General features: G+C 52.1%; 13 protein-coding genes and 2 pseudogenes. 8 read left to right on the top strand and 7 right to left on the bottom strand.

Features of this window, described 5'->3' with window-relative positions; translation table 11 throughout:
• Positions 1 to 67: 67 nt before the first annotated feature.
• The 5 genes from FCL42_RS20900 (at position 68) to FCL42_RS20880 (ending at position 6,886) form a co-directional block, all read left to right on the top strand.
• Complete coding sequence (locus tag FCL42_RS20900; RefSeq protein ID WP_136865363.1) at positions 68 to 1,255, top strand: efflux RND transporter periplasmic adaptor subunit; 1,188 nt, start codon at positions 68 to 70, stop codon at positions 1,253 to 1,255.
• On the top strand, positions 1,255 to 4,386 hold the full coding sequence (locus FCL42_RS20895) for an efflux RND transporter permease subunit (protein WP_136865362.1): 3,132 nt from the start codon (positions 1,255 to 1,257) through the stop codon (positions 4,384 to 4,386). The genes FCL42_RS20900 and FCL42_RS20895 overlap by 1 nt, the downstream gene beginning before the upstream one ends.
• Positions 4,376 to 5,809 carry an efflux transporter outer membrane subunit gene (locus tag FCL42_RS20890; RefSeq protein WP_136865361.1) on the top strand — a complete coding sequence of 478 codons (1,434 nt, stop codon included), beginning with the start codon at positions 4,376 to 4,378 and terminating at the stop codon, positions 5,807 to 5,809. The genes FCL42_RS20895 and FCL42_RS20890 overlap by 11 nt, the downstream gene beginning before the upstream one ends.
• 289 nt (positions 5,810 to 6,098) lie before the next feature.
• Positions 6,099 to 6,446: a hypothetical protein gene (locus FCL42_RS20885; protein WP_136865360.1), complete on the top strand. Its 348-nt coding sequence runs from the start codon at positions 6,099 to 6,101 to the stop codon at positions 6,444 to 6,446.
• A gap of 194 nt (positions 6,447 to 6,640) precedes the next feature.
• Positions 6,641 to 6,886, top strand: coding sequence for an LPP leucine zipper domain-containing protein (locus tag FCL42_RS20880; protein WP_136865359.1), 246 nt, complete (start codon positions 6,641 to 6,643; stop codon positions 6,884 to 6,886).
• 26 nt (positions 6,887 to 6,912) lie between these two features.
• Here FCL42_RS20880 and FCL42_RS20875 read toward each other — a convergent pair whose 3' ends face one another.
• Together FCL42_RS20875 and fdhF are read right to left on the bottom strand one after the other, a co-directional pair.
• Positions 6,913 to 7,830 carry a L,D-transpeptidase family protein gene (locus tag FCL42_RS20875; protein WP_136865358.1) on the bottom strand — a complete coding sequence of 306 codons (918 nt, stop codon included), beginning with the start codon at positions 7,828 to 7,830 and terminating at the stop codon, positions 6,913 to 6,915.
• 194 nt (positions 7,831 to 8,024) lie between these two features.
• Positions 8,025 to 12,155 carry a formate dehydrogenase subunit alpha gene (fdhF, locus tag FCL42_RS20870; RefSeq protein ID WP_136865357.1) on the bottom strand — a complete coding sequence of 1,377 codons (4,131 nt, stop codon included), beginning with the start codon at positions 12,153 to 12,155 and terminating at the stop codon, positions 8,025 to 8,027.
• Between the two features lie 278 nt (positions 12,156 to 12,433).
• Between fdhF and lon the strand changes: the two genes are divergently transcribed.
• Complete coding sequence (gene lon / locus FCL42_RS20865) at positions 12,434 to 14,824, top strand: endopeptidase La (protein WP_136865356.1); 2,391 nt, start codon at positions 12,434 to 12,436, stop codon at positions 14,822 to 14,824.
• A 190-nt stretch (positions 14,825 to 15,014) separates the two neighbouring features.
• Here lon and FCL42_RS20860 read toward each other — a convergent pair whose 3' ends face one another.
• Positions 15,015 to 15,392, bottom strand: coding sequence for a hypothetical protein (locus FCL42_RS20860; protein WP_136865355.1), 378 nt, complete (start codon positions 15,390 to 15,392; stop codon positions 15,015 to 15,017).
• Positions 15,393 to 15,722: 330 nt separating this feature from the next.
• Here FCL42_RS20860 and FCL42_RS22105 point away from each other — a divergent pair.
• Together FCL42_RS22105 and FCL42_RS22100 are read left to right on the top strand one after the other, a co-directional pair.
• Positions 15,723 to 16,352 (top strand): annotated as a pseudogene (locus tag FCL42_RS22105) (methyl-accepting chemotaxis protein); the annotation flags it as partial.
• The gene (locus FCL42_RS22100) at positions 16,338 to 16,811 is read left to right on the top strand and encodes a CZB domain-containing protein (RefSeq protein WP_407644385.1); all 474 of its coding nucleotides are present in this window, start codon (positions 16,338 to 16,340) and stop codon (positions 16,809 to 16,811) included. The pseudogene FCL42_RS22105 and the gene FCL42_RS22100, both read left to right, overlap by 15 nt.
• Positions 16,812 to 16,933: 122 nt before the next feature.
• Here FCL42_RS22100 and FCL42_RS20850 read toward each other — a convergent pair whose 3' ends face one another.
• The 4 genes and pseudogenes from FCL42_RS20850 to FCL42_RS21740 all read right to left on the bottom strand — a co-directional run.
• Positions 16,934 to 17,320 (bottom strand): ribosomal maturation YjgA family protein, encoded by a 387-nt coding sequence (locus FCL42_RS20850; protein ID WP_205729312.1) that lies wholly within the window; start codon positions 17,318 to 17,320, stop codon positions 16,934 to 16,936.
• Positions 17,321 to 17,613: 293 nt separating this feature from the next.
• Positions 17,614 to 17,877, bottom strand: a complete 264-nt coding sequence (locus FCL42_RS20845) for a Txe/YoeB family addiction module toxin (protein ID WP_136865353.1) — start codon at positions 17,875 to 17,877, stop codon at positions 17,614 to 17,616.
• Positions 17,870 to 18,124, bottom strand: a complete 255-nt coding sequence (locus FCL42_RS20840) for a type II toxin-antitoxin system Phd/YefM family antitoxin (RefSeq protein WP_136865394.1) — start codon at positions 18,122 to 18,124, stop codon at positions 17,870 to 17,872. The genes FCL42_RS20845 and FCL42_RS20840 overlap by 8 nt, the downstream gene beginning before the upstream one ends.
• 386 nt (positions 18,125 to 18,510) lie before the next feature.
• Positions 18,511 to 19,037 (bottom strand): annotated as a pseudogene (locus FCL42_RS21740) (transposase); the annotation flags it as partial.

The raw sequence follows: 19,037 nt of genomic DNA, 5'->3' as shown, positions 1-19,037 counted from the left end.
TCCTGCCATTTTCAGTTGTTACTATACTTTTCAGTCAATAACAGCATCTCAGAACAGAGGCGGGTTAATGGCTACACAAGATTCTAGATACGCGGTTGGCCGAAGCAGGCTAGCGATTGGCAGTACCTTGGTCGCACTGAGCTTACTGCTCGGGGGCTGCAAACCCGCAGAGCAGCAAGCTCAAAGCGCTCCGCCACCACCTGAGATTCGATTTGTTGAAGTGAAGCTTCAAGCCATCGAACTTAAGGATCAGATGCCAGGGCGCACCGTGGCCTCGTTCATTGCAGAGGTGCGGCCTCAGGTGGGAGGCATCATTCTTAAGCAGCTGTTCACCGAGGGCGCCTTAATCGAAAAAGGCCAACCTCTGTATCAAATTGATCCTGAGCCATTTGAAGTGGCATTTCGAAGCGCCAAATCAGATCTTCAAAAAGCCAATGCCAATCTCGCCACCGCGCAAAATCGCGCCGCGCGTTATGAGCGCCTAGTCAAACAAAATGCGGTATCACGGCAGGACTTTGACGACGCCCTAGCCAACTTCCAGCAAGCGGAGTCCGATGTGGCCATCGCCAAAGCCGCCATCGAAACCGCGCGCATCAACCTAGATTACACCAAAGTAACCTCACCAATTTCTGGCCGAATTGGGCGCTCTACGGTTACAGAGGGTGCTCTGGTTACCGCCAATCAGGCATCGGCGCTGGTCACGGTGCAAACCTACGACCCCATGTACGTGGACATCACCGCATCCAGTAACGAACTGCTGGCCTTTAACCGCGGCTTACAGTCAGGAGCCTTCTCTCGAGAAGAGGGCGAGCTCAGTGACATTCAACTGACCTTAGAAGATGACAGTGTCTATCCTTTTGGCGGTAAGTTCCTGTTCTCTGACGTCAACATCGACCAGACCACCGGCTCATTTGTACTGAGGCTGTCCTTTGAAAACCCCAACAACACCCTACTTCCAGGCATGTTTGTGCGCGCCACCCTGCCGCGAGGCATCGATCATAAAGCGATTCTGATCCCCGCCAAAGCCCTGTCCCGCACGCCAAGGGGACAGGCGCAGGTCAGCGTGATCAACGCCGACAACGTGGTCGAGGTCAGGCCCGTTGAAACTGAGGAGATGATCAACAACCAATGGTTGGTCACCAAAGGCCTCAATGCTGGCGACCGCGTTATTGCCGAGGGCCTGCAGTTTGTTCGCCCCGGTGCGCCGGTAGCCAATCCGGTTCCTTATGTGGCCAAAGCCGCTAAGGAGCAATAATGGCGCTGTTTTTCATTAATCGACCCGTATTTGCATGGGTACTGGCCATCTTAGTGATGTTGGCAGGGGTTTTGTCCATCATCGCTCTGCCTGTGGCTCAATATCCTCCGGTGGCACCACCGGCCATTCAGGTGACGGCTTTCTACCCTGGGGCTTCTGCCAAAACCGCCGAGGACTCTGTGACTCAGGTGATTGAGCAGCAGATGAAAGGGCTGGATAACCTGATGTACATGGCCTCCACCTCGGACTCTTTTGGTAACATCACCACGACGCTAACCTTCGCCAACGGCACCGACCCCGACATCGCTCAGGTTCAGGTGCAAAACAAACTCTCTGCCGCCACACCATTGCTCCCCGTGGAGGTACAAGCCCAAGGGGTTAAAGTAGAGAAAGCCGCCACCTCATTTTTGATGGTACTGGGCTTTGTGTCTGAAGATGGCAGCATGGACAATGCCGATCTGGCGGATTTTATCGCCTCCAGCGTGCTCGATCCCCTAAGCCGAGTCGATGGCGTAGGCCAAACCCAGCTGTTTGGTGCGGAGTACGCCATGCGCATCTGGCTCGACCCGTTCAAGTTGGAAAGCTACAACCTGATGCCCTCGGACGTCATCGCTGCGGTGCAGGAGCAAAACGCTCAGGTTTCCGCAGGTCAACTTGGTGCCTCGCCGGCTCAACCGGGGCAGGAGCTCAACGCCACCATCACCTCGCAATCGCGATTGACTACCGTCAGCCAGTTCAAACAGATCCTGCTCAAGGTGAATACCGATGGCTCGCAAGTGTTACTGGAAGACGTGGCAACAGTAGAGCTTGGCTCCGCCAGCTACCAAACCGAAGCGCACTTTAACAAGTTACCCGCTGCAGGGATGTCCATCAGCTTAGCCACCGGCAAGAACGCCCTGAACACCGCCGAAGCCGTGCGAGCCAAACTGGACGAGCTGCGGCCCTTTTTCCCAGCAGGACTCAAAGTGGTGTACCCCTATGACACCACTCCGTTCATCTCCATCTCCATTGAAGGGGTTGTGCACACCCTGTTTGAAGCGGTGGCACTGGTGTTTCTGGTAATGCTGCTGTTCCTGCAAAACCTTCGCGCCACACTCATTCCTACCATCGCCGTTCCCATTGTGGTGTTAGGCACCCTTGCTGTGCTGTTGGCTCTGGGCTATTCGGTCAACACACTCACCATGTTCGCCCTGGTTTTGGCCATCGGCCTGTTGGTGGACGACGCCATTGTGGTGGTAGAGAACGTCGAACGGATCATGGAGGAGGAAGGGCTGTCCCCCAGAGAAGCCACCATCAAATCGATGCACGAGATCACCAGCGCACTAGTCGGCATTGGTTTGGTGCTGTCGGCGGTGTTTATTCCGATGGCGTTTTTTGCTGGCTCCACCGGTACCATCTACCGACAGTTCTCCATCACCATTGTTACCGCCGTATCCCTGTCGGTGATGGTGGCCATCATTTTGACGCCAACCCTGTGCATCAGCTTGCTAAAAGACAACCATGGGCACGAAGAGAAAAAGGGATTTGCCGGTTGGTTTAACCGTAACTTCGAAAAGCTGACCAACAAGTACGTGGGCGCGGTGGACATCATCTGCAACCGTAAAGTCCGCTTTATGCTGGTCTATCTAGCCATTACCGGCGTGATGGGGCTGCTGTTCCTTCGCTTGCCCACCGGCTTTTTACCCGATGAAGATCAAGGGATCATGATGACCATGATGCAGCTGCCCGCAGGAGCAACTCAGGAGCAAACCCTTGAGGTAATTGGTCAGGTTGAGGACTACTACCTCGAGCAAGAGAAGGAGTTGGTGGAGTCGGTATTCTCCGTCGCTGGCTTCAGTTTTGCTGGCTCAGGAGCCAACACCGGCATGATGTTCCTCACCTTGAAAGACTTCGACAAGCGAGATGAGGTACAAGAGAAGGTCAACGCCATCGTCGGCCGCGCCATGGGAGCATTTTCGCAGATATCGGAAGCCTTCGTGTTCGCCTTTGCCCCGCCTCCGATCATTGAACTGGGTAACGCTGTGGGCTTTGATTTCTATCTGCAAGACCGAGGCGGACTCGGTCACGCGGGCTTGGTGCAAGCAGAACTGCAGTTACTGGGCATGGCCGGGCAAAAACCTAAGCTGGCCAACGTACGTCCCAACGGCCTGTTCGATACTCCACAGTATCAGCTCAAAATTGATCAGTTGAAAGCCCGCGCATTAGGGGTGTCCATCAACGACATCAATGCCACCTTAGCAACCGCCTTTGGTAGTAGCTACATCAACGATTTCGTTGACCGAGGGCGAGTGAAAAAGGTGTACGCGCAATCCCTCAGCAAATACCGAATGAATCCAGAAGACATCATGGACTGGAAAGTGCGCAATGCCGATGGCGAAATGGTTGCAATGCGGGTATTTGCCAGCGGCGAATGGGGCTATGGCTCGCCTCGTCTTGAACGTTATAACGGCGTTTCCGCAGTTCAGATCAATGGTCAACCGGCGCCAGGAATCAGCAGTGGTGAAGCCATGATGGAGATTGAAAAAATCGTCTCCAAACTGCCACCAGGTGTTGCCATCGAATGGACCGGCCTCTCCTATCAAGAGCGTCAAGCTGGCGGTCAAGCGGGCGCATTGTACGCCCTATCCATTCTGGTGGTTTTCCTCGCCTTAGCGGCGCTCTATGAGAACTGGGCCGTTCCATTCTCAGTGATTTTGGTGGTGCCACTGGCCCTGCTGGGCGCCGTTACCGCCACCGGGTTGTTCAATCTGGCTAACGACGTCTACTTCCAAGTGGGTTTATTGACAACCATCGGCCTGGGCTCCAAGAACGCCATTATGATTGTGGAATTTGCCAAAGCGTTCTACGACCAAGGAGACAGCTTAATGAAGGCAACGCTGCACGCGGCGCGGATTCGATTGCGGCCTATCCTCATGACATCACTGGCTTTCGGTATGGGAGTATTGCCACTGGCACTCAATAGCGGTGCAGGCTCTGGCGCCCAGAACGCGGTTGGTACCGGTGTGGTGGGCGGTGTGGTCTCTGCCACCCTATTGGGGGTGCTGTTTGTGCCGCTGTTCTTCGTGGTGGTGATCAGCATCTTTGATCGCAAAAAAGCCGCCAATGCCAAGGAGGTGCCCCATGAAAGCTAAACTTGGCTTAGTCGCTCTTGTCGTCACCTTGTCCGGTTGTAGCTTGCAACCAAACTACGAGCGCCCAGAGATGCCTACCACGGTTTTCTGGCCCACGGAGCCCATGATGGCTGAAGAGGGCTCCATCGCCGTAGGCGACGATTGGCGCAGTTTTATTAACGATCCCAAGTTGGTACAACTGATTGAGCTGGCTCTAAACCACAACCGAGATCTGGAGGTGGCGCTGCTCAATATCCTCAAAGCGGAGGCCCAGCTTGGCATTCAACGGGCAGAGCGGTTACCCAACATCGATCTAAGTGGCGGCTCCAGTAACCAGAGGCTGTCGGAAAACATCAACGGCGGCACCTCCACCATCAGCCGCCAACAAAGCTTAAGCGTCGGCATCACCGCCTTTGAGCTGGATTTTTGGGGCCGAGTTTATAACCTCGAGCAACAAGCCCTATACAGCTATTTGGCCACTGTCGAAGGGCGGAAGAACACCCAGCTGAGTTTGATCAGCAGCGTCATGCAGGCTTATCTAAATCTAGAGACAGACCGCCGATTGCTGCAGCTGGCGAAAGAGACACTAGAGACCCAGCAAAACTCGCTGATCCTCACCCAAACCAGCTTTGATAATGGCGTGGCCTCAGGCCTTGACGTTGCCCAGGCAAAGACCACCGTCGCGACGGCTCTGGTTGACGTAGCCCAATTCACCAGTCGAGTGCAGGTCGACATCAATGCTCTAACTCTATTGGTTGGCACCCCCATCGCCGATGAACTGCTCCCAAGCGCCAACGATCGCACCGAGTTTGCGCCTGTCAGTGCTGGCTTGCCATCGTCGGTGCTGCTGACACGTCCAGATGTGATGTCCGCTGAGCATAACCTTCGAGCCGCCTATGCCAATATCGGCGTGGCCAGAGCCGCTTACTTTCCCAACATCTCTCTCACCGCAACCGGCGGGCTGCTGAGTCGAGACTTAGATGACCTGTTCGATGGTGACAGCAAAAGCTGGGTATTTTCCCCTACCATCAATCTGCCAATCTTTAACTGGGGCAGCTTAGACAGTCAGTTTGATGTGGCGGTGGCCGATCAGCAGATTGCCGAGGCCAATTACGAAAAGACCGTGCAAACGGCTTTTCAGGAGGTTGCGGACGCACTGGCCAATCAAGGCACCTTGGATGACCAGCTAGCAGCGCAAATCATGCTGGTGGAGGCTTACAAGGAGAGTTTCGATCTGGCTCAATTGCGTTTCGATGAAGGCGTTGATAACTACTTTAAGGTGCTCGACTCACAGCGAAACTACTACAGCGCCCAGCAAACTCTGCTTAGCACCGAGCTAAGCTATTGGCTAAATCGAATCGCCCTATTCAAAGCATTGGGTGGCGGCTGGGTAGAAACCGATAAGTCTCTACCAGAATTAACGCTACCGGAGCCCTCAAGCTAACTGCCACCAAACGGGTTTTGGCGCGGTTTCGGCGTCAAAATCCGTTTGCTTAATTTTTATTCATTTCATCAATTGCCCTCCCCCAACTGAGCATTCGCCCTACCTCAAAGCAAAACAGCCAAGCTTATGAATAAGTTAGACACTTACCCCAATTTCTTTCTGGCCGCGGCTCTCTTTTTATAGCCCCAGAATGAGATTCAGAATCTGACTGTTCGGTCACATAACACCCAAATCGCACTTGACTGAGAATAATTCGTAATTAGAATCAGGTTAGTTGGCTGGAGGCAGTATGAACAAGCAGACCAAAAAGCAGATTAAAAAGCAGACTAAATTGCTTGAGAAGTCGGTGAAAAAATCCGTGAAACAGGCGCTGAAAGCAGCCAAAAAGTCTGGTGATGATGTTGTTCATCTAGACAAGAAGGCGCTAAAAGCACTGACCGACAAGCTGGTTGCAGAGGCTCTTCCGCCGAAACCCAAGCTGGCTAAAGTGGTGCAGATCCGCCCGGTAGAGCAAGATCCATTTGCCTTTGCTCGTAAACCACTGAAAAAATCCCCCTGCAAACGTTGCCCGGCGCTTTCCGGCGGCCTATGTGCTTGTGCCATGAAACGAGAGAAAAAACACAGCAAAGTTGCCTAAATTCAAACACATAAAAAAGGGAAGCCAGATGGCTTCCCTTTTTTGTTTATTTACCCGCACGCCGCTTGATGGTTCATATTTTCCGCCACCGGACGAATCACATTCATTTATAAGCAAAACAACCGTGCAAGCGTAAATTCCTGTGCCACACTTGTTGAGTTGAATACAACAATCCTATGGTTGGAGGAAGTACTATGCAGTTGACCATCAAAGCCGCTGTTGCAGCAGCAAGCATCCTATTTGTGAGCGGATGTGCGAATAACGAAGCTTTAGAATCTCAGATGGCCGATCTATCCAATAGGCTGGACAACCTTACCAGCGATCAACAGCGGCAAGATGCCGATATCCAAGCCGCACAGGCAACTGCCGATGCTGCCAATGCCGAAGCGATGCGCGCCCACAAACGCATTGACAACATCAACACCTCCTTCGAAAAATAGCTCGCCGTTGCTGGCCCTTGTGTTTGCTAGGGCCAGCCAACCACTTCAGGTAACCCCAATTGAGTTTGCCGCTGCAGCTCAACCCAATCCACATTGATGTGATTCGCTTCAAGCAATTGCCGCTGAAAACGAGTTAACGGAGTAACTTCACCATCTTCTCGGGTTGCTGGGCTGTGGGTTTCCATCCAAATCTCCCCTGATGGCGCCTGCATCAATTTTTCTGTTTGATTGATCACCCAGACCGGATCGCGCTTTTTCACCATAGAGAACAACTGCTCCACATCCTCAGGCCACATGCGAATGCAGCCCGCACTGGCTCGAAAGCCGACGCCATTGTCTTTATTGGTGCCATGAATCAGATATTGGCCCTGATCAAACCCGAGGCGAATGGCGTGGTTTCCCAATGGATTATCCGGACCCGCAGGCACCACCTTAGGCAAGGTTATGCCCCGCTGTGCATATTGCTCACGAATCGACTCTGGCGGAATCCAAGGCGGGTTTTGCCGCTTCTGAATAACGGACGTTTTCCCCAGGGGCGTGTCATGACCAATACGGCCAATGGCAATGGGAAACACATACACCTGTTGCTGATGAAAGTAATAAAGGCGCAGCTCAGCAAGATTAATGATGATTCCCTTTCGAGGCAGGTCAGGCAAAATCATCTGGGTAGGGATAACCAACCGAGTGCCCACCTCCGGCAAAAACGGATCAACGCCCGGGTTTGAGGCCATCATCGCCAGCATGCCCACCCCGTACTGGCGCGCGATAGGGTCAAAATACTCCCCCTCTTTAACCCAGTGCAATTGAGGCTGACCAATCAGGCTGGAGCCATCCTCTGGCAAAGAGTACACCGTCGCGACAGCGTTTACAGGAAGCGCCGCACTCACCAATAACAGAGCGCCGCGCACCAGAGTGTTTAACAAGCAATACCAGCAGTGAACCATGTTTACCTCACGCCAACGGCCATGGGAAAAATCTAGCTCATAACTCGCCACTCGATAAAGCTCTGCCCCATAAAAACAGCTAAGGCATTATCCTTCCTTGACAACTCACCTCGACTAACTAGGAACGTCCCTTGTCTTGTAAAAAACAGCCCGTCAAAAGACGGGCTGTTAGGATTTACGTTGGTGAAGGGAAATTACGCTGGCTCCAACACCTTATCGATGCGCACCGCGCACACCTTAAACTCAGGGATCTTAGCGTAAGGGTCCAGCGCGGTATTGGTGAGACGGTTCGCCGGGGCTTCCTCAAAGTGGAAAGCGGTAAACACCACCCCGGATTGCATCCGCTTGGTCACAAAGGCTTTAAGCTCAATGGTGCCACGGCGGGTTGTCATGCGAATCATCTCAGAGTTTTCAATCCCTAAACGCTCCGCATCTGCCACCGAAATCATCACCTGCGGCCCCGCTAGGCTATTCAGGCCTTTGGTTTTACGAGTCATGGTTCCCGTGTGGAACTGTTCCAGCAAGCGCCCAGTGGTCAAAGTCAGAGGGTACTCATCATCGGGAAGCTCCGCCGCGTATTTAAACGGAATCGCCACCATCTGAGCTCGCTCACCTCGAGCAAATTTGTCGGTGTGCATGATGGTGGTACCTGGCTGCTGCGCATCCAAGCATGGCCACTGCAGCCCTTGAGTACCAATCCGATCCCAAGTGATGCCAGCGTAACTTGGAACCGCTTGATTGATCTCAGCCCAGATCTGCTGTTCGCTGTCGTAATTCCAATCGGCACCTAGGGCCTGCGCCAATAACTGCAACACTCGCCAATCGCTGCGAGCCTCGCCCGGAGCCTTAACCGCAGGGTTCAACTGCTGCACTCGGCGTTCAGTATTGGTGAAGTGACCGGTCTTCTCGGCAAAACTCATGGCAGGCAATACCACGTCCGCCAGCTGAGCGGTTTCGGTCATGAATAGGTCTTGCACCACCAGCAGGTCCAAGGCTTTTAACGCCTTAATCACGTGGGCTTGATCCGGGTCAGACAATACCGGGTTTTCTCCCATCACGTACAAGGCATCCACGTCATCGGCCAAGATGGCGTCCATCACCTCAGTAACGGTCAAGCCATTGGTTGGCGACAACGATGCGCCCCATAGTTTCTCGTAACGCTTGCGGGTCAGCTCATCTTCGATGTTTTGGTAGCCCGGCAGGTAATCCGGCAGCGCCCCCATGTCACACGCACCTTGAACGTTGGATTGACCACGCAGTGGGTTAATGCCCGCGCCAACCACCCCCAAATTGCCACACAGCAGTTGCAAGTTGGCAATGGCACGAACGTTATCATGCCCAGTAGTATGCTGGGTGATACCCATGGCGTAATACACCGCGGTCTTTTTGGCGGTGCCGATGGTTTTGGCCATCTGCTTGATCTCATCCACCGCAATGCCGGTAACCAAGGCGACATTTTCCAGACTGTATTCCGGCTTCATCACCTCGGCTTCAAACTCAATGAAGCCCTCTACCCGCTTGGCAATGTAGTCGTCATCTTGCCAACCGTTGGCCAAAATCTCTCGAGCCAAGCCATTGAGCAGCATCACGTCGGTACCCGGGCGCTGAGCCACGTATTGCTGAGCGTGCTCAACCATGCCGATGCGCTTAGGGTCCGCCACCAGCAGTCGCGCCCCATGGTGACGTACCGCTTGTTTGATGTGGGACGCGATCACCGGATGGGCCGCCGTGGTGTCTGAGCCGATAACAAAGATGACGTCCGACTCTTTAATGGTCGGAATGTCGTTGGTCATGGCGCCGCTGCCTAGTGCTGCACGCAGGCCGGTTACCGTCGTGGAGTGGCACAAGCGGGCACAATGGTCGATGTTGTTGGTGCCCACCACTGAACGGAACAGCTTCTGGAACAGGTAGTTGTCTTCGTTAGTGGCTTTAGCCGAGGCAAATCCAGCCAGACCATTGGCGCCCTTTTGCTCCTTCACCGCTTCCATTTTGGCGGCGATAAAGGCGATGGCATTGGCCCAGGTGGTCGGTACCAGTTCACCGTCTTTGCGAATAAGAGGCTGAGTCAGGCGCTGCTCGGAACCGATAAAGTCAAAGCCAAATCGGCCCTTCACGCACAGCATGCCTTCGTTGACTGGAGAGCCTTCCACCCCGGTGATCTTCACCACCTTGTTTTCGGCTTCATCAACGTGCATTCGGATGCCACAGCCCACACCACAGTAGGTACAGATGGTATCGACGGTTTTCAGGGTTTGTTTGCGCCCTTGGCTTCGGTCTCGGGCATCGGTTAGGGCGCCTACTGGGCAGGCCTGAATACACGCACCGCACTGGGTACAGTCTGAATTGGCCATCAGCTCACCGCCACTAAAGCAGATGCGCTGCATCATGTCGCCCTCTTTAAAACCGATCACCCCATGCACACCGCGCTCATTACACGCATCGACGCACTGGCCACAACTAATGCAGCGGTTGGCATCGAAGTTGATGAACTCGGAGCTGTGATCAAAGCCCTTTTGCACCGCCCAATCGACGTTCAGATCCTCATCCTTAATGCGGTACTCGGTGGCGTAATCTCGCAAGCCGCAATCGGTATTCACCTGACAGCCACACTCTAAACAACGAGCCGCTTCGGCAATGGCGCTGTCGACGGTAAAGCCGGTCTCAACCTCATCAAAGTTGTGCTCTCGCTCTGTGGGTGACAGCTCTGGCATCTTCACTCGCGCCTGCTTCGGCCAGTGGTCGAAAAAGCGAGCTTCGACCTCTTTTAAGCTCTTGGCTTTGCGAGAGTTAAACTGGGGCGCTTTAATCAGGTTTAGGCCACGGGTTAAAAACTGGTCGATGGCCACGGCGGCTTTTTTACCGTCACCAATGGCTTCTACGGCGGTGGCTGGCCCTAAGCGGAAATCACCAATGGCGAAGATCTTTCCTAGCCCAGAGTGCATGGTGTCCGGATCCACATCGGCGGTGGTCCAGCGGGTCAACTCGATACTCTTGCCACCGACGGTCATGGCATCGGAAGCCAATAGTTCCGCATCCGGCTTTTGCGATACCGCCGAGATCACCGTATCAAACTCCATCCACACGTATTCGCCAGTGGACTCAGGACGGCGGCGGCCAGACTCATCAGGCTCGCCCATCTTCAGGCGCTCTACCTTAACCTTGCTGACGCGGCCATCGTCGTCCGCCACGTTCTCAACGGGCAACGACAGAAACTCGAAGTTAACCCCTTCAACTTCCGCCTCATGAATCTCAAAATCTTCCGCTGGCATGTCCGCCTTAGTCCGGCGGTAGATGATGGTTACCTCTGCGCCTTGGCGAAGTGCGGTTCGGGCGCAATCAATGGCCGTGTTACCGCCGCCAATTACCGCCACTTTTTTGCCAACGGTCACCGCTTCAGTAAGGGTAAACTCCTTCAGGTAATCAACACCTAGCAAGCAGCCTTTTTGACCCGAGCCGGTGTAATTCATCGCCACCGCTTTTTGAGCACCAATGGCTAAACACACCGCATCATAATCGCGATGCAGCTCCTCCATGGTGAAGTCAGTGCCCAGCGCTTTACCGGTTTCAATGCGCATGCCAGCTCGGCACATCAGCGCAATCTCTTTATCTAGGGTCGCTTTCGGCAGCCGGTACTCAGGAATGCCATAGCGCAACCAGCCACCAGCCTGAGGCATCGCCTCAAATACCGTGACCTCGTAACCCTTGTGGCTTAAGAAGTAACCGGCAGACAACCCTCCAGGGCCGGCACCAACAATGGCCACCTTTTTGCCATTAGGCGCAGCGACGGGTGCCAGAGTCTGCTCATCAGAAAGGTCAAGATCCGCCGCATGGCGCTTAAGCTGGCGAATCGCCAATGGCTCATCCACCAAGGAGCGACGACATTCGGTTTCACAAAATGCCGGACATACGCGACCAATTGAGAGCGGCATCGGCAAGGTGTCTTTGATGGTATTGACCGCCTTGGTGTGATCTCCCTGGGCGATATCAAACAGATAACCTTGAATGTCCACATCCGCAGGACATGCGGTTTTACAGGGCGCTTCACAGTCGGCGGTGTGATCCGACAGGATTCGCTTCAGAGCCGCTTGGCGCACCTTAGTCAACCGCTCGCTCTCGGTGATGACCGTCATGCCGTCACTCACCTGCTGCTTACAACTCATCACCAGATTGCCATCCACCTCTACCGTGCACAGGCCACAGGCTTGATGGTTATCGCCACTGCCACACAGAGAGGGAATCGTAATTCCAGCATCACTGCAGGCCTGTTTTAACGATACGCTGGCATCCACTTCAAGGGACTGGTGATTCACTATGATTTGAGTCATAAGGGGTCGCTTCTATTGCTTCGCTCGTAAGCATTGAGAATTCAATTGGCTTGAATTCAGTTCTTAACCAATCAGGCTAGCAATGGCAGCGTGAGCTTTGAAGGAAAATGGCAACGAAGCGTGATCTCAGTCAATTTCACTACAAATGGTCTGACCAAACGAAGAAAAGAACAGCCAAAATTTAAGCAATTAGAGGTATTAAATTGCCACGCCGCATTGTTTTTTTAATCCGTCATCCCCATGTCGTTGTTAATCCGCAGGCGAAAAGATAGCAAGTAATGAATCCAGAAGAGATCGACCTAATCACCGATGCCGTCAACACCGAATTGATGGTATCCGGTGGTGAAAGACCGCAGCAGTTGCACGTCATGCCGGTTCAAAATCGGCCCTTCTTCCCAGCTCAGGTAATGCCGGTGCTCATTAAAAAGAGCGACCGCTGGCATAAGACCCTCGATGAGGTCAAAAACACTGAGCATCGCATGCTGGCGCTGTTCTACAGTGAAGACTTTGACAGCGAAGATCAGAGCTTTAATCTCGCCAACCTGCCTACCATCGGCTGCGCCGTGCGCGTTCACCAGATCAAAGAGACCGAAGATGGTGACCTGCAGTTCATCGCCGAAGGCATCGAACGGGTGCAAATTGACTCTTGGGTCAGTACCGAAGAGCCCTACTTCGCCAACGTCAGCTACCCCATTGAATCCGACGGGGGCGAACCCAAAGAGATCAAAGCCTTTGCCATGGCAATCATCAGTGCCATTAAAGAGCTGCTGCCGATCAATCCACTGCTGTCTGAAGAGCTTAAGGATTATCTCAACCGTTTTGGCCCCAATGAGCCATCGCCACTGACTGACTTCGGTGCCGCTATTACCACCGCCGCACCAGAGCAGTTGCAAGAGGTACTCAATCTGGTGGCACAGCTGCCTCGGATGGAAAAGACCCTCAGCCTGCTGAAAAAAGAGCTGGACGCCGCCCGCCTGCACACGGAGATCGCCGAAGAGGTGAACCGCAAGATCAGCAAGCACGAGCGTGAGTTCTTCCTGCGAGAGCAACTTAAGGTTATTCAAAAAGAACTGGGGGTTGCCAAAGACGACAAAACCGCCGACATGGAGGAGTTTGAATCGCGCCTTAAAGGCAAAACGCTGCCTGAGGCGGTAGAAAAGCGCTTTAACGAAGAGCTGCAAAAGTTCTCTGTGCTGGAATCAGGCTCCCCAGAATACGCCGTCACCCGCAATTACCTAGATTGGGTCAGCCAGTTGCCTTGGGGCCTAATGAGCACCGATAAGCTGGATCTGAAAAAAGCCCGTAAAGTACTGGATAAAGACCACGATGGCCTAGATGACGTCAAAGATCGCATTCTAGAGTTCTTAGCTGTGGGCGCCTTTAAAGGTGAAATCAACGGCTCCATCATCTTGTTGGTTGGCCCTCCAGGTGTGGGCAAAACCTCCATCGGCAAATCCATCGCCCAATGCCTTGAGCGCCCGTTTTACCGCTTTAGTGTGGGCGGCATGCGCGATGAGGCCGAGATCAAAGGCCATCGCCGCACCTACATCGGTGCCATGCCCGGCAAACTGGTGCAGGCACTGAAAGAAGCGGAAGTGATGAATCCGGTGATCATGCTGGACGAAATTGATAAGATGGGCGCCAGTTATCAGGGCGATCCCGCCTCAGCGCTGCTGGAAACTCTGGATCCAGAGCAGAACGTCAACTTCCTAGACCACTATCTGGACCTGCGCCTAGACCTCTCAAAAGTGCTGTTCGTTTGCACGGCCAATACCCTGGACAGCATCCCAGGACCGCTATTGGATCGCATGGACGTAATTCATCTCTCCGGCTACCTCGCCGAAGAGAAGCACGCCATCGCCAAACACCACCTGTGGCCGAAACAGCTTGATAAAGCAGGGGTAAAACGAAGTCAGCTTAAGATCACTGATGCCGCCCTAAAACGAGTGGTACTGGATTACTGCCGCGAAGCTGGGGTGCGAAGCCTAGACAAGACCCTGTCTAAGTTGGTACGAAAGTCGGTGGTGAAACTGCTGTCTGATCCGGAGCAAAAGCTCTCCATCGGTCTTAAGCAGTTGCCTGAACTGCTGGGCCCCGCCAAATTCCGCCAAGAGCAGTTGATGCAAGGCGTAGGCATTGTGACTGGGCTGGCCTGGACCTCCATGGGCGGTGCCACCTTACCAGTGGAAGCCAACGTTGTTCATCGCCAAAGCCGTGGCCTTAAGCTTACCGGCCAACTGGGTGATGTGATGAAAGAGTCTGCGGAGCTGGCCTTTAGCTACATCAGCAGCAATCTTGAACGCTACGGCGCCGATGCCAAAAGCTTCGATAAGGCGTTCGTGCACCTGCACGTCCCGGAGGGAGCAACCCCAAAAGATGGCCCAAGCGCCGGCATTACCATGTCTACCGCCCTGCTCTCTTTGGCTCTAGGCAAAGCGCCGAAGAAAAATCTGGCCATGACCGGCGAGATCACCCTTAACGGTCACGTATTGGCCGTCGGCGGCATTCGCGAAAAGCTGATCTCTGCCAAACGGCAGAACATCACCGAAGTGATTCTGCCTGAGGAGTGCCGCCCCGACTTCGAAGAGCTGCCTGAATACGTTCATGATGGGCTTACCATCCACTTCGCCAGCCATTTCGATCAAGTGGTGAAGTGGGCCTTTGACTAAGCCTCTGCCAACATTCGCAGCCAATTAAATGCAAAAACGCCCTCAAGTTATTGAGGGCGTTTTTGATTACACAGTCTCTGCATCCCAGCTCTTAACAGGCATAACTCGCCGAATTTGCCTTATTGGCTGGCAACCTAGTACCAAATTTCAATGGAAATAAGCCCCATAGCAAAATCAGTGAGGCGCAGAATTAAAGTATGCGTCTTAGACTCACCGAATAACGCCAAACCGCGTTCTGCTCATCAACTAATTCGTAATCGACATCACCACCGAGCTCATCAACCACCATTATCGGCAGTTCCATCTGATAAAAATCATCTTCCTGGTCACAACTCAATTGAGCTTCAAGTTGCACCATTGCGTCCTCCGGCTTAGTCAGCAACACGCTATATCGGCAGTCATCCACAACACTGGTTTCACGTTGGCCCTCAGTCGATATCCGAACCGTAGGAAAAACCAATTTTGAACCAGAGTCGACTACCACGGCATCCACTTCAAAACTGGTTGCCGAAAAAGCACAACAATGAGCCCATAACGTGAGCAAACAGAATATCTTTAACTTCATCACTTCTAGTTTTCCCTTATCGCTAATCCTGCCCAGTACCCCATTTAAGTAACATCGCTAAGCCTAACTGACTCACCATTGCTTCTAGACGCACTCAATCAAAAAGTTAATACCACTAACAACACAAGCCTTCGGCGGAGCTAAAAACCACTCAAAAATCAGCAATTACAAACCAAAAACCACAAAGTGTGACAAATTCAATACATTCAACTGGTCGGCGTCGACATTTTGACAGTCGTCATTTACCCTGCGCTCACAGACAACAATTAGTAATGGTTATCATTTACCAGCCACGCTAATTAATGCAATAACTTTTGGGAAGGATTGGTTTTGATGTACAAGTTTGTTTCTTCAGAGAAGATGCGTCGATTAGAGGAAAAGTTAGCAACTTCAGATGCCGATTTGCAGACCCAGAAACTCGCCTTTGACAGGCAAAGTGACGAACTTGAGCAGCTGCATCTAGAGCATAGCCAGCTGCAGCAAAATGCCGATTTCTACAAAACCATTCTCGGTCGTGTCATCGATACCACCTCGCCGCTCACCCAGATTCGCAGCAGCTTAGCAACGACCGCTGAGCAGACCGATCAATTCTTAAAAGCTTATGATGCGGAAACGCGAGATGGCGTCGCCCTGCTAAAACGTTTTCAAGCGGAGCTGCTCAGCACCAAGGAAGAAACCGTCAGTGCTGGCGAGCAAGTCAACACCCTGAAAATGAACGCTGAGGATATCGCGCGGTTTATTGTCACCATTGATACGGTGTCAGAACAGACCAACTTACTGGCACTGAATGCGGCCATTGAAGCGGCTCGGGCTGGAGAGCATGGCAGAGGCTTTGCGGTGGTTGCCGATGAGGTGCGCGCGCTGGCCAAAACCGCAGGAGAATCGGCTCAGCAGATCAAAGGCGTAGTGGAAGAGATCAGCCACAACACCACGCGATGTGATAACAGCATGGGACAAATTCAATCCCAATTTGAAATGTTGAGCGACCAAGTGGTGGAGCTGGTGGACATCATCACCAACCTGATCAACAACTCAGAAGCGCTCTACCTAACCATTCGAAAAAGCTACAACCTTATCTTCCTGCGCTTGGTGGCATTAGACCACGTGTCTTGGAAGTTGGACGTGTACGACCGCATTCGCAATCACAATACCGACAGCAGTCAAATCGTTGATCATCACCACTGCCGTTTGGGTCAGTGGTACTACCAAGGCTTAGGGCAGGAGCAGTTCTCAAGCTCCTCCATCTTTAAGCGCATAGAGAAACCCCATGAACAGGTACATTGCGCTGGAAAGCAAGCCATCGATGCCCTGAGCGATGGCGATCTCAACGCCGTTTATGCCTGCCTTGAGCAGATGGAAGCCGCCGCTTCTCGTGTTATCGACGAGCTTGAGAACCTAAGCCAGGAAGTGACTGAGAGTTAAAAGCAAACCGGCCATTGCAAGCCAACTCAAACAACTTGGTTGGCTAGCAATGGCAATCGCGGTGCCAACTAAAACCGATTAAGGTCATTCCTTGCTCGAACGGCTTATCAGGTTCACTATGTTCAAGCTTCCCTAGACGTAACCAGAGACATGCTGCGCTCTATGAGCAAAACGCAGCCCCAACCGATTGTATAAGCCAATAGATCTAACCAATCAAAGGTAGCGCCAAATATGATTCTAACTGCATCTATATGTTGCAATCCAAGAATAGAAACTAAGCTGAAGTATTGAGAGGCCTCAACCGCATAAGCAATCAACAGTACAAAATGTGCCAGTTTGGTACGATTGATCGCAATAAACGATTTTAGGAATAGGTATAACCACCCCACTACTATCACATCACCAAGAAAAGGACGAACGAAGTTATCATTCATAAACAGTGCAATAAAAACGAGCACTAAAAATACAAAAACACTACAGAAAAAGTGCTTTTTATTAAAATGGAACACCCTAAAACTCTCTATTGGGGAAATTAACTTGATATCCAAATTGAAATTGCATCTAACAGCGTTTACTGCTTGCTTATTTTTTCTTGTTTGTGGTGTCGCTAGCCCTTCAGATGCTGGGAGCTAAACGTTGACCATCAATAAATAGCTTTCAGTAATATCAGTGTCTTTTTAAGCCACAACGAGGCAACAAGAGCGGGTGAATGTCAGGGTTTTGGCCACTCCAGAGTGACCGCGAAAACGGGTCAACTTCAAAATCCGCCTGCAGTGCATTATTAGCTTCCGCCTCTATATAGCTAGTAATGGTATCGGCAGGAGATGATGGTTATGGCACAGCCATCGACGGCATAAACTAGTCGATTGGTATCATCAATCCGCCTCGACCAGAAGCCTGAAAGATTTTCCTTCAAGGGTTCAGGCTTGCCGATACCGTCGAAAGCAGACCTTTTAACGTCTGTAATTAACTTGTTGATACGTTTCAGCGTTTTCTTATCTTGTGACTGCCAATATACGTAATCCGACCACGCTTCATCTGTCCAGGCCAACAGGCGCTCACTCATCGATTAAGTCCCGCTTTGTAGCTTTCCCCGCCTTAAACTGTGCAATTGAACGATTCAAGTGCTCTGCATTCTTAGGTGAGCGCAGCAGGTGGACTGTTTCCATCAAGCTGTTGTAGTACTCCAGTGACATAACAACAGCATCTTCACTATCTCGACGAGTAATTACGGTAGTATCGGCGTCATTAACAACACCATCCAATACCGCCTTAAGGCCGTTACGTGCCTCTGTAAATGATACTATTCTCATATAGCCTCCACATGTACCAAATTCTGCACAAGTATAGGCGAGAAACCACAACATGTACAGAAAGCTGAACATACATCCTCAAGGAAGGCTAACGCCCTGTTAAGGTCTGAGCAACGCAATGCTGAAGCTCCCGAAACAATGTCTACCAATGTCTACTGTCTACGGACACCCATTTTAATGTCTACGGACACCCATTTTAGTGTGAAACCAATGGCATCAGAAATTGAACAACAGATGACAAATCAAACTATTGGGTTTTTCGTCACTACGATACGGAATACGCTGCTTCTGGACTAAAATCACTAAGTCGCCGCAGTTTTCAGAAACTAGCTGCTTCTCATCGCGCCCGGGCGCGACGAGTTCAAAACGAAAACTGAAGATGAAGGCTAAGCAAGAAGCCGCTTTGCTTGAGGCGCGCCTCGGATTCGGCTCAAGTTGTCAGCTTGTCTGCAGTTACGTATGTTTTGCTCACGCCCTGCAAGATGGCAAAACTGATACTCAAACCCTTGAGTGAGCTCCATCCAGCTTTCAATATCGATTGAAAGCCGAGTCAGTATGTCTTCTGTTCTTTTCGAAATGTGGCCAGTCTTACCTTCCCGAATGGCTCTTCCTGAAAACTCTATCAACTCTAGGTAATCATTTAGATGACAAGGTAGTGCGGTGTACTCGATATCCTTGCTATCAAAGGCTTTTAGGCCTTCTGGCTGCTTTCCTTGAAGCGCTGCCCGAATGCGCATTTGAATGCTAGTGAAATCTGAAGACTCCGGCGTTTTGGCAATATCCGCCCGGATTGGATTAAGGTCAACGTAGGCCATGCACGATAGCAGAGCTTGTTCATCCAACAGAGCTTGAGATTTAAAACGTCCTTCCCAGAAGCGGCCAGTGCACTTGTCTTCTTTATTGGCTTGGCGTG

The sequence above is a fragment of the Ferrimonas aestuarii genome, from assembly GCF_005116665.1.
GTDB classification, from domain to species: domain Bacteria; phylum Pseudomonadota; class Gammaproteobacteria; order Enterobacterales; family Shewanellaceae; genus Ferrimonas; species Ferrimonas aestuarii.
This window is presented reverse-complemented; position numbering and strand designations above follow the sequence as displayed.